This window comes from Actinoplanes sp. G11-F43 (assembly GCF_050589265.1).
In the GTDB taxonomy this organism is placed as follows: domain Bacteria; phylum Actinomycetota; class Actinomycetes; order Mycobacteriales; family Micromonosporaceae; genus Actinoplanes.
The window spans coordinates 99562-115852 of sequence record NZ_JBNZCE010000019.1 but is presented as its reverse complement, the minus strand read 5'-3'; the positions used below and the strand labels follow the sequence as shown (position 1 = coordinate 115852).

Sequence of the window (16291 nt, the reverse complement as noted above, 5' to 3'; positions counted from 1 at the left end):
AATGCATTCCGGGAACGCTTTCTGTCAGCGGCATTAAGCAAAGCCGAACGGGGGTAGTGCCCGGTCATGACAGAACTGGATACCGAAACGATCGCTTACGCGCACCGGATGTTCGACCTGGCCAGGGCGGGCGAGGCCGGGGAGCTGGCGGCTCAGGTGGACGCGGGGCTGCCGGTGAACCTCACCGGGGCCAAGGGCGACACACTGCTGATCCTGGCCGCCTACCACAACCACACCGGCACGGTGACGGCGCTGCTGGAGCGGGGCGCCGACCCGGAGCGGGCCAACGACCGGGGCCAGACGGCGCTGGGGGCGGCGGTGTTCCGGCGCAACGCGGAGACCGTCCGGGCACTGCTGCGAGCGGGCGCCGACCCGCGCTCCGGCCTGGCCACCGCGGAGTTCTTCGGCCTGCCGGAGATGGTGGAACTGCTGGGGCGCCACGACGGCGGCGCCCCAGCGGGCGAAGAGCCGGTCTAGCCGCCCGAGGTGAGGCGCCGGCCCACCGCCGCGATGAGACGGTCCAGCTCGGAGCCGAACGGGTTGTCGTGCACCAGGTAGGTCCAGGTGGCGCTGGGCCGCACGATCTCGGCCCGCTCCGGCTGCCACCCGTCCGCCAGGTCGACCTCCTCGAAGGTCTCGATGGTCCGGGACTCGACCTGGGTCAGCAGCTCCTGGAAGGCCGGCACCGCGGCCCGGTGGAACTCGTCGAGGGGGTCCAGCTTGCCCAGCGCGCGCAGGTGCACACCCTCCCGGACCTCCGACAGGTACGCCAGGTGGTCCACCCAGAGCCGGTCCAGGTGGAACAGGGCGATCGCGCGGGCCGACTCGGACAGCACGTCCTCGTCGGTCTCGTCGGCCTTCTCCTTGGACTTCTCCAGCAGCATGATCGCCGCGACCTCGGAGGTGAGCAGCCGCTCCCGGCGCTCGGCCAGCAGCAGGCGCTGCTGCTCGATGACGACGCTGTACCGCCAGGTGTTCTTGTGGATCTCGTGGTTGACACCCTCGGCGACCCGCTGGGCGTGCTCCACGGCGTATTCCACCTGGGAGTCGTGCACGACACCGTCGATGTCCATCCGCGGCGAGGCCGGCAGGATGTCACCGGCGTGCCGGAAGACCAGCTCGTCCTCCAGGCTGACGAAGAAGACCGAGCGGCCCGGGTCGCCCTGCCGGCCGGCCCGGCCACGGAGCTGGTCGTCGACCCGGCGGCTGTCGTGCCGGCCGGAGCCGATCACGTACAGACCGCCCAGCTCGACCACCGCGTCGCGGTCCTTCTCGTCGCTGCCGCCGAGGCGGATGTCGACACCACGGCCGGCCATCTGGGTGGAGACGGTGACCGCGCCGAGCGCGCCCGCCTCCGCGATGATCGCGGCCTCCTCGGCGTCGTTCTTCGCGTTCAGCACGCTGCACGGCACCCCGGCCGCCTCCAGCTGGCTCGCCAGGCGCTCGGACGCCTTCACGTCCAGGGTGCCGATCAGCACCGGCCGCCCCGACTCGTGGGCGATCTTGATCTCCTCGACCAGGGCCTCGTCGCGCATGTCGTGCGCCGAGTAGATCCGGTCGACGTCGTCCTCACGGATGTTCGGGGTGTTCGGCGGAATCACCGCCACCTCGAGCTTGAAGTACTCCCGCAGCTGCTCGCCGACGTGCACCGCGGTCGCGGTCATGCCACAGGCGGTCTTGTAGAGCGCGATGAAGGCCTGCACCGTGAGGGTGTCCAGCACCTCGCCCTCCTGGGTGGCGGACAGGCCCTCCTTGGCCTCCACCGCCGCCTGCAGACCGTCCGGCCAGCGGCGGCGCTGAGCCACCCGGCCGCGCATCTCGTCGATCAGCTCGACCGAGCCGTTGCGGACGATGTAGTCCACGTCGCGGCGCAGCAGGGCGTGCGCGTGCAGCGCCACGTTCACCGCGGACAGGTGCTCGACCTGGTCGTCGGCGTACAGATCGATGCCGCCGAGCTTCTCCTCCAGCTCCTTCAGCCCGTCCTCGGTGAAGGCGACGCTGCGCCCGTCCTCGGCGACCTCGTAGTGGAAGCCCTTGCGCAGGTCCTTCATCAGGGCCGCGGCCTCGTCCACCGGGTTGCCCTCGGCGGAGGTGCTGCCGGCCAGCACCATCGGCACCCGGGCCTCGTCGATCAGGATCGAGTCGGCCTCGTCGACGACACAGGTGGCCAGGTCGCGCTGCACCCGGTCGGCCACGTCGGTGACCAGCTGATCGCGCAGATAGTCGAAACCGGCCTCGCTGACCGACACGTAGGTGACGTCCGCGGCGTACGCCTCCCGGCGCTCCTCCTGCGTCATCGACTCGGTCACCCAGCCGACGGTCAGGCCGAGCAGCGTGTAGATCGGCTCCATCCAGGTGGCGTCCCGCTTGGCCAGGTAGTCGTTGACGGTCAGCACGTGCACCGGGCCGTTGCCGAGCCGGGTGTGCCCGTACGCGGCGATCGTCGCGGTCAGGGTCTTGCCCTCACCGGTGGCCATCTCGGCGACCCGCTTGTCGAGCAGGGCCATCGCGCCGAGCAGCTGGACGTCGTAGGGCCGCTGGCCGATCGCCCGCCGGGCCGCCTCCCGGCCGATGGCGCAGATCTCCGTGTACTCCCGGGCCTCCAGCGCGGCCTCGGTCAGCGCCGCGTCGTCCAGCTCCTTGAGAGCCTCCTCGCGCGCCTCGATGGCGGGGAGACGCTTCGACAGCGGCCCCAGATCCACCGTCGTGCCCGGACGCTGGAGAAACTTGCGGAACCGGCTCTTCAGCCGCTGCGACACACCCATGGCGCGCAACGGTACTGCATTTTGCCCGCGCTCAGGCGCCGGACTCCCGCGCGCTGCCCGTCAAGGTGATCGGCCGGGCCGCGTTTGTCCTGGGCGGAGGCCGGGCATCTGTGAGCCTGACGTGCGCCCGGGTGGCGCCGGACATCGCGGATGGGGAGGTGTGATGCCGAGCCAGCTCGTCTGCCGGCCGGAGCAGGACCTCCCGATGGCGGTCCTGACGGTCAGCGGCACCCTGGACCCGGTCACCGGAGGAGCGCTCGGCGCCGCGGTGCGCCGCAGTCTCGCCGTGCAGCCGTCCTGCCTGCTGCTGGACTTCACCCGGCTGCGGGTGGGCGAGGCGGACGCGGTGGCCCTGCTGGGCGCGGAGATCAGCCGGGCCGAGGCGTTCCCGGCGGTCCCGATCGTGATCTGCGGCGCCTCCACCGAGACCCGGGCGGCGCTGCGGGCCGATCCGCGGTGCGCCGGTCTGCGCCTGGTCACCGACCGCGAGGCGGCCCTGGCCGAGGATCCGAGGACCACCGATGACGTACGGGTGAGGCTGCGCCCGGTCCCGGAGGCGTGCCGTCAGGTCCGTGCCCTGGTGGCGCAGACGTGCACCGCCTGGCAGCGCTCGGACGTGACGGCCACCGCCGCGCTGGTCGCCACCGAGCTGGTCGCCAACGTGGTCCGGCACGCCCGTACCACGATGGATTTCACGCTGCGGCGGCGCGACGGCCGGATCGTGGTGGCGGTGCGTGACCACAGTCGCCGGATGCCGCGCACCCTCGACCCGGACGTCACCGACGCCGGCGGGCGTGGCCTGCGGCTGATCGGCGACCTCACCGACGCGTGGGGGGTGCTGCCGGTGACCGACGGCAAGGTGGTGTGGTCCCAGCTGACCACCGGGGCGGCGGCGTGACCGCCGAGCACCGCGACCTGGTCGCCGTCGGCGCCTCGGCCGGCGGGGTGGAGGCGCTGCGGGCCCTGGCCGGCGGCCTTCCGGCGGATTATCCGGGCGCGCTGCTGGTGGTCCTGCACGTGCCCCGGTCGGCGCCGAGCGCGCTGCCGGCCATCCTGTCCCGCAGCGGCCCGCTGCCGGCGGTGACCGCCGCCGACGGCGTGCCGGTGCTGGCGGGGCGGATCTACGTGGCTCCGGCCGACCACCATCTGCTGCTGCTCGACGGGCATCTGCGGCTGAGCCGTGGCCCGGCGGAGAACGGCCACCGCCCGGCCGTCGACCCGCTGTTCCGCTCGGTGGCCCGGACGGCCGGCCGGCGGGCGATCGGGGTGGTGCTGTCCGGCTCCCGCGACGACGGCGCGGCCGGGCTGTCCGCGATCGCCGCCCGGGGCGGGACCACGGTGGTGCAGGATCCCGCCGACGTGCTGCATCCGTGGATGCCGCGGGCCGCGCTGGAGGCGGTGGAGGCCGATCACGTGACGTCGGCCGCCAAGATCGGAGGGTTGCTCGCCGACCTGACCGGCACACCGCTGGACCCCGTTCCGGCGCCCGCTCCGGATCCCCTGCTCGACGCCGAGGTGGCCATGTCCGAGCTGTACCCGACGAGCACCGACCGGCTGGCCCCGGCGGCCGGTTTCGGCTGCCCCAGCTGTGGCGGCAGCCTCTTCCAGATCGAGAGCCGGCCGGTTCCCCGGTTCCGCTGCCGGGTGGGGCACGCCTGGTCGCCGGAGAGTCTGCTGGACGAACAGGCCGAGACCCTGGAGAGCGCGCTCTGGATGGCGTTGCGGGCGCTGCAGGAGAAGGCCGAGCTCAGCCGCCGGATGGCCGTCGGCGGGCGCCGGGACCGGTTCCTGACCCTGGCCGAGGACGCCGAGTCGGCCGCCGGCACGCTCCGGGAGCTGATCGCCCGTCTCGGTGCGACCGCCGGTCCGTGACGTGCGGTAGCGTTCCGGATCGTGCACGAGACCGACCCGGACTTCGAAGCCCTGCTCTCCTACCTGAAGGAGTCGCGCGGATTCGACTTCACCGGCTACAAGCGGTCCAGCCTGATGCGGCGGGTCAACCGGCGGATGTCCCAGGTCGACGCCGGCGGCTATCCGGAGTACCTCGACCATCTCCAGGTTCATCCGGACGAGTTCACCGCGCTGTTCAACACCATCCTGATCAACGTGACGGCGTTCTTCCGGGACACCGAGGCGTGGGACTACCTGCGCGCCGAGGTGCTCGAGCCGATGGTGGCGGCCAAGCCGTCCGACTCGATGATCCGGGTGTGGTCGGCCGGGTGCGCGTCCGGTGAGGAGGCGTACACGCTGGCCATGGTCCTGGCCGAGATGCTCGGCGTCGACCAGTTCAAGGACCGGGTCAAGATCTACGCCACCGACGTGGACGAGGAGCAGCTCAACGAGGCGCGCCAGGCGTCGTACGGCGAACGTGAGATCCAGGTCCTGCCCCCGCCGCTGGTGGAGAAGTATTTCGAGCAGGTCAACGGGCGGTACACGTTCCGCAAGGACCTGCGCCGGTCGGTGATCTTCGGCCGGAACGACCTGGTGCAGGACGCCCCGATCTCCCGGATCGACCTGCTCACCTGCCGCAACACGCTGATGTACTTCAACGCCGAGACCCAGTCCAGGATCCTCGGCCGGTTCCATTTCGCGCTCGCCGACACCGGCGTCCTCTTCCTCGGCAAGGCCGAGATGCTGCTCAGCCACAGCAGCCTGTTCACCCCGATCGACCTGAAACGGCGCGTCTTCCGCCGGGTGCCCCGCCTCTACGCGCCGCCCGGGGTGGTCTTCGCCGACCCGCCGCCGGCCGGCCCGCACGGCGTGACCGGCCTCGACGAGCTGCGCAACGAGGCGTTCGCGGCCAGCCCGCTGGCCCAGCTCGCGCTCACCTCCGACGGCATGGTCGCGCTCTCCAACCGGCAGCTGGAGAAGATGTTCGGGGTGTCGTCCCGTGACATCGGCCGCCCGTTCCGCGACCTCGACCTGTCCTACCGCCCGGTCGAGCTGCGCCGCTACATCGAGCAGGCGCAACTGGACCGGCGCAGCCTGCGCGTCACCGACGTGGAACACCACCGGGGCTCCGAGGTCACCCACCTGGTGGTGCAGATCAGCCCGCTCAGCGGCGCCGACGGCAGCCTCCTCGGCGTCAACCTGATCTTCCACGACGTGACCGCGGCGCGCCGCCTCCAGGACGATCTGGAACACGCCAATCAACAACTCGAGGCGGCGTACGAGGAACTCCAGTCCACCAACGAGGAACTGGAGACGACCAACGAGGAACTCCAGTCCACCGTCGAGGAACTGGAGACCACCAACGAGGAACTCCAGTCCACCAACGAGGAACTGGAGACCATGAACGAGGAACTGCAGTCCACCAACGACGAGCTGCAGAGCATCAACGACCAGCTGCGGGTCAGCACCACCCGGCTGGACGAGGCCAACGCCTTCCTGGAGACCGTGCTGACCAGCCTCCAGGCCGGCGTCGCCGTCGTCGACCCGGACCTGCGGATCCGGATGTGGAACCGGCACGCCGAGGACCTGTGGGGGCTGCGCTCCGCCGAGGTGATCGGCCAGCACTTCCTCAACCTCGACATCGGCCTGCCCATCGACCGGGTCCGGCCCCTGCTGCGGGCCGCCCTCGGGGAGGACGGCCGGTCCGGGGACGTCCGCCTCGACGCGGTCAACCGCCGGGGACGGGCCATCACCGTCCGGGTCGCCTGCACCCCGCTGCGGCACCGCGACGGCGTCCGGGACGGGGACGACGGGGCCATCATCGTGATGGAGACGGCCTGACGTTTACCTCGGTCCCGGCCGGGAACCCGCAGATCGTCGGAAGGACCAAGCCATGTCGATCCGGTGTGAAGTGAGCGGTGACTCCGTCACCCTGGTCGCCGCCGTCTCCGGGCGGCTGCGGCTGGAACACACCGTGCCACTGCGCGACCAGCTGTACAAATGCCTGGCCGAACAACCCGACGCGCTGCTCGTCGACCTGTCCGGGCTGCACGTGGACCAGCCGCTGGCCCTGTCGATACTGCCGGTGGTGCTCCGCCAGGCGGCCCGCTGGCCCGGCACCCCCGTCCTGCTCTGCGCGCCGCCACCCGGCACCCGGCGTCACCTGGGCATCGGCGCCAACCAGCGGATGCCCCTGTTCGACAGCAGGGACGCCGCACTCGCCCACCTGCACGACGGGAGACGCACCATGCCCTCGGTCAGCGAGGAACTGCTGCCGGTCTCCGGCTCCGCCCGGCACGCCCGCGACATCGCCACCGAGGCCTGCCTGCGGTGGGACCTGCCGGACCTGATCGCACCGGCCAGCCTGGTCGCCAACGAACTCGTCGCCAACGTCGTCGACCACGCCCACACGATGATGACGTTGCGGCTGTCGGTGCGCGACCGCTACCTCAACATCGCCGTCCGCGACGGCTCCCCCGAACCACCCGTCGCCCGGACCCCGGCGCCCGCCGAAGTGCTCGGCGGGCGCGGGCTGCTGCTGGTCAGCGAACTCGCCCACAGCTGGGGTCATCTGCCGTCCAAGGACGGCAAAGTGGTCTGGGCGGCGATCCGCCGAACCTGAGACCTTTCAGGACCGCTTGAGTACGTGCGCCAGCCCGGACACCGCCAGGATCCGTGCCACGTACGGCTGGGCGCCGGCCACCCCGAAACCGAGCCGCGCCGCCGACGCCGCCCGCGACGCCTCCAACAGCACCGACACGCCACCCGCGTCCACCAGCGGAACCCCGCTCAAGTCCACCACCAGGCCGGACACCCCCGGCTCGGCCAGCGCGCGCCGCAACCCGGTCCGCAGCCGCTCCGCGGTGTCCCGGTCCACCTCACCGGACACCCGCACGTGCAGCACATGCCGCTCGTCCCGGCGCACCGACACCCGCATGCCCGGCCGGTCCCCGCGGCCCTCCACCTCCCAGCACGGTGGATCGTCGCTGAGCATCGCCTGCCGCAGCCAGGACAGCGCCCGGCTCAGCAGCCGCGACACGTGCATCTGCGAGATGCCCAGCTCGGCCGCGATGTCCGCCTGGGTGCGATTGCCGTAGAACCGCATCGCCAGCATCCGCCGCTCCCGCGCCGGCATCCGCAACAGCAGATCCGTCACCGTCAGCCGGTCGGTCACCGACTCCAGAGCGCCGTCCACATCGCCGAGCAGATCACCGAACTCGACCAGGCCGTCCCCGGCCACCGGCGCGTTCAGCGACGCCGGCGTGTGCCCGGCCGCCGACTCCACCGCGCCCAGCACCGCCGACTCACTCGTCCGCAGATGATCGGCCAGCTCGGCGGTCGTCGGCGTGCGGGCCAGCGCACCGGTCAGCACCGCCGTCGCGTGCCCCACCTCCAGGCTCAGGTCCTGCATCCGGCGCGGCACGTGCACACCCCAGGTGCGATCCCGGAAGTGCCGCTTCAACTCGCCGGAGATCGTGATCACCGCGTACGCCGTGAAAGAGCCCCGCTCCGGGTCGTAACGGTCGACCGCCTTCACCAGCCCCAGCCGCGCGACCTGCTCCAGATCCTCCAGGCTCTCCCCCCGGCCCCGGTACCGCCGCGCCATCCGCCCCGCGAACGGCAGACAGAACCGGACCAGCTCCTCCCGCAGCACCGCGGCCTCCGCCGGCCGGACACCGGCCCGCCCCGAAGCGAACGCCACCGCGGCCGCGTCGAGATCCTCGAGCGTCCCCTCGGCCGGTTCACCGGATCGACCACGCGCGGGCATGCCACCCCCTCCGGCAACAGTCAGTGGAGACGCCCGCAACCCCCGAGACGCGTCCCCGCCATCGGAACCTACTGCCCGGCTCAGCCCGGCTCAAACATCGCCGCCCGTCGGCGCGCCCGGATCCATCCCCACCGTCCGTCACCCGCCCCGCCGCCCGCGTCCCGGCACACCCCTGACCTCCCGCGTCCCGGTCCGGTGCCGGACCGCCTTCGGTACGCGGGCCGGCGTCACCTCACCGCGTGCGCGACGGGACCGGGATGTCTGCCACCCCGGTCCCGTCGCACACACGAATCCCACCCGCTTGTCGTGAATCCCCGCCCTACCAGTTGATCAACAGAGCCCTCGGAGGCTCCCCGTGCTCATCGCTTCGCCGCCCTCATCGGTGGTAGCGCGCCGGCAGACCGCTCGGGGCCTGCGACGGATCCTGCAACGCCTCCGGGACCGCCGCCGCGACCGGACGGCTGAACCCGGAACCGGCCCGCGCCGGCAGCCCGGACGGAACGTTCCCCTCATCCGTCGGAGCCCCCTCGGAGGAGTTGCTCCCCGGGGCCACGACCGGAGCACTCCCGTACGGGGCCGGTGCCGCGATGCCGGTGCCGTACCCGCCCTGCCCCGGCCCGTCATGACCACCCGGCACCGGGTACCCCGGCGACTGATGGCCGGAGCCCTCGTAACCCTGAGCGGGGTGACCCGGCGACTGGTGACCGGTTGCCGGGTAACCGGCGGTCTGGTGACCGGTTGTTTGGTGGCCGGTTGTTTGGTGGCCGGTTGTTTGGTGGCCGTCCGCGCTGGGTCCGTCCCCGCGAACCTGCCAGCCCGGCACGGCACCCGGCTCACTGCCCGCGGCCTGCCAGGACTGCTGCTGCCAGCTGCCCGCGGCCGGCCAGGACTGCGACGCCTCACCTCCGCCGGTAGGCCAGGACTGCGACGTTTCGCCGCCAGTCGGCCAGGATTGCGGGGTTCCCGGCTCGCCGCCGCCCTGCCAGCCCGGTCCGGCCGTGCCCGGAGCCGAGTAGCCGCCCTGCGCGCCGTAGGTGCCATGACCGGCGCCGGCCCCCGGACCGCCGTATCCGCCTTCCGGACCGCCGTAACCGGCCACCGGCCCCGGCATGGGCTGACCACCCGCCAGGCCCTCCGGCCCGAAGCCGCCGGCCGTTCCGGTGTGGCCACCCGGCGAGACCGGTGCGCGGTGATCGGCCGGTGCGGTCGAGGCACGGTAGCCGGACGGCGGCACCGCCATCGGGTGCCCGGCCTGCTGCCCCGATACGGCGTACCCGGAATCCGGAGCCGCCGTCGAGGTGTGCCGCCCCATGTCCGGAGCCCGCAACGGCGGCCGGCCCGGCCCTGCCTGGTCGTGCTGAGCATCCGTGCCGGGCGCCGCATAGGAACCCGTCCCACCCGGCCCCGAAGCACCGGACTCCTGCGCCGAACGCCAGTCCGGCGGCGAGTGCAGCGCACCCCGCATGCCGCCGGAGACGCCACCACCCGGCGAACCCGCCCCGGCAGCCGCTTCGAAGATCCCGGTCTGGCCGGCGTGCTGCCCGTTGATCCCACTCAGCGATCCGGCGGCCGTCGACGGCCCGCCCGGGTGCTCCCCCGGTGCCGCGGACGCCCCCGCGGGGAACCCACCCGGCCCTGATGCCGCCCCCGCCGGATACCCGCCCGAAGCCGGCGCCCCCGCCGGGAACCCACCCGGCCCTGGCGCCGCTCCCATCGCGTACCCGCCCGAAGCCGGCGGCCCACCAGCCGCGTACCCGCCCGGAGCCGACGCGCCGCCGGCCGCATACCCGCCCGGGACCGCCCCGCCATGACCGGTGAACCCGCCCGGGGACGAAGCGTCACCAGCCACTGGTCCGCCCAGCGCCGGCCCACCACCGGTTGCCGGCACGCCACCGGTTCCGCCCGGGACCGGTGCCGCTTCAGTGGGGAAACCGCCCGCTGCCGACGACCCGGATGCCGGGCCGGCCGGGTATCCGCCAGTCGACGGGAAACCACCGTTCGACGGGAACCCGCCGGAGGCGGAGGAGAGCCCACCCGCTTGCGCCGGCCGGGCCGACCGGGTGAACCGTGGCGCGTCGAGAGGGCTGTTCTGCTGGCTGTACGACGCGGGGCGCCTGGTCGACTCGCTGATCGCGGCAGCAGCGGGAAGTCCGCCACCGAAGCCACCCGCACCGGGCCCGGCGACTTCCGGACCGGCTCCGATCTGCCCGAGGTTGCCGGGTCCCACCGGGCCGTCCGCCACGGCGTTGCGGTCGTCGCCTGCCGGACCGGGGTACCCGGCTCCGGGCACGCCCGTTCCGGCCTCCGGGACCCACGAACCGGGGGTGACGGCGGCGGGGCCCGTTCCGGCGGCACCGGTGGCATCGGGGCTGTTCCAGGATCCGGTGTTGCCGGTGCTGCCGGGGCCGAAGGCGCTCGCCGGAGCCTCGTTACCCGCTGGGCTCACCGAGCCGAACGCGCCCGGACCGGCACCCGGACCGGCGTTACCGGGGCGGGTGTCTCCCGGACCGCCGGATCCCCAGGCGTTGCTTCCCGGAGCATTGCCGCCCGGTGCGGCGGATCCCTGGCCGGGTCCGCTGGAGCTCGCCAGGTCGTAGGCGCTGGCCGGGCCGGTGTCACCACGTCCGAAGGTGGGCGGAACCGGCTGGTCCGGGGCTCCCGGATCGGACGCTGAGAAGCCGGGACTCCCGGCCGTCCCGGGCTCGGCGGGCAGCGAAGCAGGGAGCTGCGGCAACCTCGGGCCGCCGGACAACGGGCCGCCCGTGGTGCCGTCACCTGGGATACCGGCCGGCGCACCTGGATAGGCGGAGGTGCCGTGGGCCGAGGACGAACCGGAGCCCGGGAACGAACGGTTGGCGAACACCCCGCCGGGAGTGGTGGCCTCGGGCCGGGGCGGCGGGGTGGACTTCGCCATCCCGGGGAAGGATTCGCCGATCGGTGGTGCGATCGGCGCGTTGCCGGATCGAGCCCGGATGCCGGAGGCGGGATCGCCCTCCGTGGCCGGAATGTGCGACGCGTGCTGTGCGGACGGGCCACCGGCAGCCGCACCGGACAGACCACCTGGTCCGGGCAGGCCGGGTAGGCCGCTCAGACCGGATGGGCCACCTGGTCCGGATAGGCCGTTAAGCCCGGATGAGCCGTTTGGTCCGGATAGGCCGCTTGGTCCGGATAGGCCGCTCAGGCCGGATGAGCCGCTTGGCCCGGCCGCATTGCCACCCTGTGGCTCGATGTCCGAAAGCGATCGGCCGGAACCTGGAGCCGGGCCGGAACTCGGACCGCCCGGAGCCGAACCGGAGCCCAGAACGTCCGGCGCCCGGCCGGGTTTCGGGGCGCTCTCGTCGGCGGTCGGCTCGCTGGGGAAGGGAGTCAACCGGGGCCTTCCCCCCGGGGTGAGCCCAGGGAGGGACGGCGTGGACGGGGCGGGCGACGCCGCGCCCAAGGGATCGCCTACTCCGCCGATGGCCGGACCGCCGGAAGGGATGACACGGGCGGCCAGATCGGCGCCCCGGGCGAGATCGGAACCCCCGGCGAGATCGGCATCCTGGGCGAGATCCGAACCCCGGGCCGGATCAGCGCCCCGGGCGAGATCGGAAACCGGGGCCGGATCGGCATCCCGGGCCGGATCAGCGCCCCGGGCGGAGCCCGCGCTCAGGTTGAGAGCGGACAAACCGCTCGTGGAGAAGCCTGAGATCGGTGGGCCGGTGTGGTCGGCGTGCCCGGTTCCGGTGGGGCCGGCACCGGAGAGGCCGTGCGAGGCCAGGCCGTGGGAGGCGGCACTGTGTGAGGTGTGCTGCCCGAACGTGCTGTGGCCGCTCGGTGCCGCATAGCCGGACGTCGCCGAAGTGGCGTGGCTGCCCGATGATCCCGTGGTGGAGGGGATACCGGAGGACGGCGCGGCGGCACGGTCGCCCGAGAACGCCGGGGCGGCGTGGCCGCCGGAGGGTGCCGGGGTGGCGTGGCGGCCAGAGGGTGCCGGGGTGGCGTGGCGGCCCGGCGAGGGGTGATCCGTGGTGTCCGGCGGGCCGGGGACGCCCGGCCGGGCGGAGTTTTCCGGGCCGGCGCCCTGGCCGCCGTCGCGACCCGACGACAGGGGGGCGTTGCCGGGGCTCGGGGATGTGGCGGGTTCCGGCGAGCCGTTGTGCGGTTCGGAATCGCCGCCGGGCAGCCAGGACGGACGGTACCCCTCGGCGGGGCTGGCGAAGGGGGGCGTGCCGTTCGCCGTGGCCCACGAACTCGTCTCCTCGGTCGCCCAGGACGGAAGGTCGTCCGACAGGGGGCCGCCGGTCGCGGCCGTTCCCACCGGTGGCCAGGGGCGCTGCCGATCATCCGGGGTGGACGTCTCGGGCGCCGTCAGGTCCGGGATGGACGTCCCCGGAGCCGACCGGCCCGCAGTGGACGTACCAGACGTACCGGACGCTGCCGAACCTTCGGCGGCTGCCAGACCCGCGCCGGGCATCCCGGAGACCGCCGAACCCGTCGTGGGCGCTCCAAAGACCGCCGGATCCCCGATGGACGCTCCGGAAGCGGCCGGACCCGCGGTGGATGAATGGGAGCGGGGTGTCCGGAAAGGATCGGAGGTGGAGACCGACTGGCCGGTGGCGGAGGAGGACGGGCCACCGGCGGGCGGGGACGGGTCGCCGATCGCGGGCCCGGGACCGGTGAGCGAGGTGGACGATTCGGTGTGGGTGGGGTCGAGCACGTCACCCGTACCGGCGGCGGGCCGGTCCTCGGAATCCTTGGGGTCGCCGGGGCGGAAGAACGGCGCGCTCGCCGGAGGGGGTGGGGCGGGGGCGACCGCGGGCCCGGAGACGAAAGCGGGCGCCGCGGACGGACCGGAAGCGGCGATGGGCGACGACGGGCCGGGACCGGCGAAGGGTGCCGACGGGCTGGGGCCGGGAAGGGGACGCGGCTCCGGGGCGCCGAGATGATCATCGGCCGGTGCGGCTGAAGGACCCGACCTGGGCGAAGGGCTCAGCGAGGACGAGAACGAGGACGAGGACGGCGGCGCGGACGGCGGCGTGAAGGAAGACGGCTGTTCGGCGGAAGACTGCGGCGCGGAGGACGGAGTCTGCGCCGATGAGGAAGGCGGCCCGGGGGACGCGGGCGGCGAGAGGGCGTCGGCGGACGGCGGCAGCGGGACGGCGGGCGGCATCAGGCCGGGGATCGGCGCGGGGGCGATCCACGCCGGGCGGGTCGCGGCGAGCAGGCCGGATTCCTCGGCCAGGCCGGCGGCGGCCAGTACCTGGGCGGCGGCCTGGCCGGTGCGGCAGGGCAGCTCCTCGCCGCAGACGGGGCACTCGGTGAGCCCGTCGTGCGGGCCCAGTCCGCCGGCGTGCGCCTCGACCATCTTGGTCGCGGTACGCGCCAGCACGCTCTCCGGCTTGACGTAAGTCGATGCCACCGGTGTCGCACCCCCTATCCCCGGCCTGTCCACGTGCCGGGACGACAGGACAGCCCGGCCGGGTTTCACGGCTCCGTTTCAGTTCACCCCTTCGGGGGTCCCCGGATGGTGGATTTCCGCAGATCGGTGCGGATCTCCGGGGAATCGCGGTGATCTTCCGGCGGTGGGGCGGGGCAGGCGGTATGCAGTGAGTGGAAATTCACTCACGGTGCACAAGCGTGTTCTCTCCGTAGCATTGAAGAACATCCAAGGAGGTGACCCCCCATGGACGACACCGAGCTGCACCGCGAGCGGATCCTCCGGCATGTCAGTCCGATCATCACCGGCCGCTTCGTCGGCTTCCAGACCTCGTACACCCGTGAGGTGCGCGTCGGCGGGCCGGTGGCCATCGCCGTCTTCCTCACCGCGGGCATCGCCCAGCTGCTGGCCTCGCTGTTCCGGATGAAACCGCCGCACCGCTCGCTGAAGGAGCTGCGCAAGGGCCCGGAGTTCCTGGTGACGCCGGTCCGGCTGCGCGACGACCTGGGGCAGACCTACGAGATCGAGATGCACGGGCAGCTGCCGCAGTCGGCGCTGCACCGCGGCGATCTGGTCCAGGTGCGCACCCAGCCGCAGTCCGATCCGCAGCTGCCGGTCCGGCTGGTCCAGGTGGTGAACCTGACGACGATGCAGCCGCTGACGCCCCGCATCCCGACCCAGTGGTCGCACCTGGGGCCGGTGATGCTGCTGCAGGCGGCGGTGGGTGTGTTCATCGCCGGCGCGGTGATCGCGTTCTGGCTGGGATGATTCTCGCGCCTGATGGGTAGAAAAGCCCGCCATGAAAGATCCATTGCCGTTCTGGCGCGAATGGCCGGGCGACCTGAGGCGCGCCGCCATTGACTGCGGTCATCATATGGCCGAGGGGATGACGGCTACGGCGCCGCGCGATCCCCTCCGTCTCTGACGGCTTGAAAGGTGGTGCGCGGTGGGCGAGAAAGTCGACCAGACCGATTTCACCCGTGAGGACCGGACCCGGTACCGGCAGAAGATCCGCCGAAGTCTCGACGTGTTCGCGACGATGCTGCGCGAGGCACGGTTCGAGTTCGAGCGGCCGCTGACCGGTATGGAGATCGAGCTCAACCTGATCGACGATCAGGCGGACCCGGCGATGCGCAACGCCGAGGTGCTGGGCGCGATCGCCGATCCCGACTTCCAGACGGAGCTGGGACAGTTCAACATCGAGATCAACCTGCCACCCCGGCGGCTGGCGGGTGACGACTTCGCCGAGCTGGAACGCGGCCTGCGGTCCAGCCTGAACCAGGCGGAGCGGCGTGCCCGGGCGGCCGGAGCGCACATGGTGACCGTCGGCATCCTGCCGACGCTGCGGCGCGAGCACCTCACCGGCGAGGCGCTCACCGCGAACCCGCGCTACCAGCTGCTCAACGAGCAGATCTTCGCGGCGCGCGGCGAGGACCTGGACATCCGGATCGACGGGGTGGACCGGCTGGCGGTCACCACCGACACGATCGCGCCGGAGGCGGCCTGCACCAGCACCCAGTTCCATCTGCAGGTGAGCCCGGCGCAGTTCGCGTCGTACTGGAACGCCTCGCAGATCACCGCCGGCATCCAGGTGGCGCTGGGCGCGAACTCGCCGCTGCTGTTCGGCCGGGAGTTGTGGCGCGAGACCCGGATCCCGTTGTTCGAGCAGGCCACCGACACCCGGTCGGAGGAGATAAGAGCCCAGGGTGTACGCCCCCGGGTCTGGTTCGGGGAACGCTGGATCACCAGTGTCTTCGACCTGTTCGAGGAGAACGTCCGGTACTTCCCGGCGCTGCTGCCGATCTGCGACATCCACGATCCGGCCGAGATCCTGGAGCGCGGCGAGATCCCCGAGCTGAGTGAGCTGCGGCTGCACAACGGGACGGTGTACCGGTGGAACCGGCCGATCTACGCGGTCGTCAACGGCCGCCCGCACCTGCGGGTGGAGAACCGGGTGATGCCGGCCGGGCCGACGGTCGCGGACACCATCGCCAACGCGGCGTTCTACTACGGCCTGGTCCGTACGCTCGCCGAGGCGGAACGCCCGCTGTGGACGCAGATGAGTTTCCGGGCCGCCGAGGAGAACTTCCACAACTGTGCCCGGCACGGCATCGACGCCACGGTGTTCTGGCCGGGGCACGGCACCCTGCCGGTGACCGAGCTGGTGCTGCGCAAACTGCTGCCGCAGGCGGCGGCCGGGCTGGACCTGTGGGGTGTCAATCCGGCCCAGCGGGACCGGCTGCTCGGCATCATCGAGCAGCGCTGCCTGCGGCACCGTAACGGCGCGTCCTGGCAGGTGGAGACGCTGCACGCGCTGGAGGCACAGGGTCAGGACCGGCAGCGGGCCCTGCACGAGATGCTGCGCCGCTATCTGCCGTTGATGCACGACAACATCCCCGTTCACGAGTGGCCGGCGGCGTCCAGGGCGCTCTGACACCGGTCGGGGGG

The 16291-nt window shown here is 72.6% G+C and carries 11 protein-coding genes; 8 read left to right on the top strand and 3 right to left on the bottom strand.

Annotated elements, in window-relative coordinates; all coding sequences use genetic code 11:
* Positions 1 to 66: 66 nt before the first annotated feature.
* A complete protein-coding gene (locus ACQ0O7_RS23470; RefSeq protein WP_430784331.1) occupies positions 67 to 477 on the top strand; it encodes an ankyrin repeat domain-containing protein in 411 nt (136 codons plus the stop codon).
* On the opposite strand, the gene secA2 is transcribed toward ACQ0O7_RS23470, so the two are convergent.
* Positions 474 to 2765: an accessory Sec system translocase SecA2 gene (secA2, locus tag ACQ0O7_RS23465; RefSeq protein WP_430784330.1), complete on the bottom strand. Its 2292-nt coding sequence runs from the start codon at positions 2763 to 2765 to the stop codon at positions 474 to 476. The two genes, ACQ0O7_RS23470 and secA2, sit on opposite strands and share 4 nt — an antisense overlap.
* Before the next feature lie 163 nt (positions 2766 to 2928).
* On the opposite strand from secA2, the gene ACQ0O7_RS23460 reads away from it, so the two are divergent.
* The 4 genes from ACQ0O7_RS23460 to ACQ0O7_RS23445 are packed head-to-tail and all read left to right on the top strand — an operon-like array spanning position 2929 to position 7278.
* Entirely contained in the window at positions 2929 to 3663 is a 735-nt protein-coding gene (locus ACQ0O7_RS23460) for an ATP-binding protein (protein WP_430784329.1), read from the top strand.
* Positions 3660 to 4637, top strand: a complete 978-nt coding sequence (locus ACQ0O7_RS23455) for a chemotaxis protein CheB (RefSeq protein ID WP_430784328.1) — start codon at positions 3660 to 3662, stop codon at positions 4635 to 4637. The genes ACQ0O7_RS23460 and ACQ0O7_RS23455 overlap by 4 nt, the downstream gene beginning before the upstream one ends.
* A 21-nt stretch (positions 4638 to 4658) precedes the next feature.
* A complete protein-coding gene (locus ACQ0O7_RS23450; RefSeq protein WP_430784327.1) occupies positions 4659 to 6497 on the top strand; it encodes a CheR family methyltransferase in 1839 nt (612 codons plus the stop codon).
* 52 nt (positions 6498 to 6549) lie between these two features.
* On the top strand, positions 6550 to 7278 hold the full coding sequence (locus ACQ0O7_RS23445; RefSeq protein ID WP_430784326.1) for an ATP-binding protein: 729 nt from the start codon (positions 6550 to 6552) through the stop codon (positions 7276 to 7278).
* Between the two features lie 6 nt (positions 7279 to 7284).
* On the opposite strand, the gene ACQ0O7_RS23440 is transcribed toward ACQ0O7_RS23445, so the two are convergent.
* Both ACQ0O7_RS23440 and ACQ0O7_RS23435 read right to left on the bottom strand, forming a co-directional pair.
* Complete coding sequence (locus ACQ0O7_RS23440) at positions 7285 to 8424, bottom strand: SigB/SigF/SigG family RNA polymerase sigma factor (RefSeq protein WP_430784325.1); 1140 nt, start codon at positions 8422 to 8424, stop codon at positions 7285 to 7287.
* A gap of 376 nt (positions 8425 to 8800) precedes the next feature.
* Positions 8801 to 11338 (bottom strand): hypothetical protein, encoded by a 2538-nt coding sequence (locus ACQ0O7_RS23435; protein ID WP_430784324.1) that lies wholly within the window; start codon positions 11336 to 11338, stop codon positions 8801 to 8803.
* Between the two features lie 955 nt (positions 11339 to 12293).
* Between ACQ0O7_RS23435 and ACQ0O7_RS23430 the strand changes: the two genes are divergently transcribed.
* The 3 genes from ACQ0O7_RS23430 (at position 12294) to ACQ0O7_RS23420 (ending at position 16277) form a co-directional block, all read left to right on the top strand.
* On the top strand, positions 12294 to 12428 hold the full coding sequence (locus ACQ0O7_RS23430) for a hypothetical protein (RefSeq protein ID WP_430784323.1): 135 nt from the start codon (positions 12294 to 12296) through the stop codon (positions 12426 to 12428).
* 1661 nt (positions 12429 to 14089) lie between these two features.
* Positions 14090 to 14611: a hypothetical protein gene (locus tag ACQ0O7_RS23425; RefSeq protein WP_430784322.1), complete on the top strand. Its 522-nt coding sequence runs from the start codon at positions 14090 to 14092 to the stop codon at positions 14609 to 14611.
* A 178-nt stretch (positions 14612 to 14789) separates the two neighbouring features.
* Complete coding sequence (locus ACQ0O7_RS23420) at positions 14790 to 16277, top strand: glutamate--cysteine ligase (protein ID WP_430784321.1); 1488 nt, start codon at positions 14790 to 14792, stop codon at positions 16275 to 16277.
* Positions 16278 to 16291 lie beyond the last annotated feature (14 nt).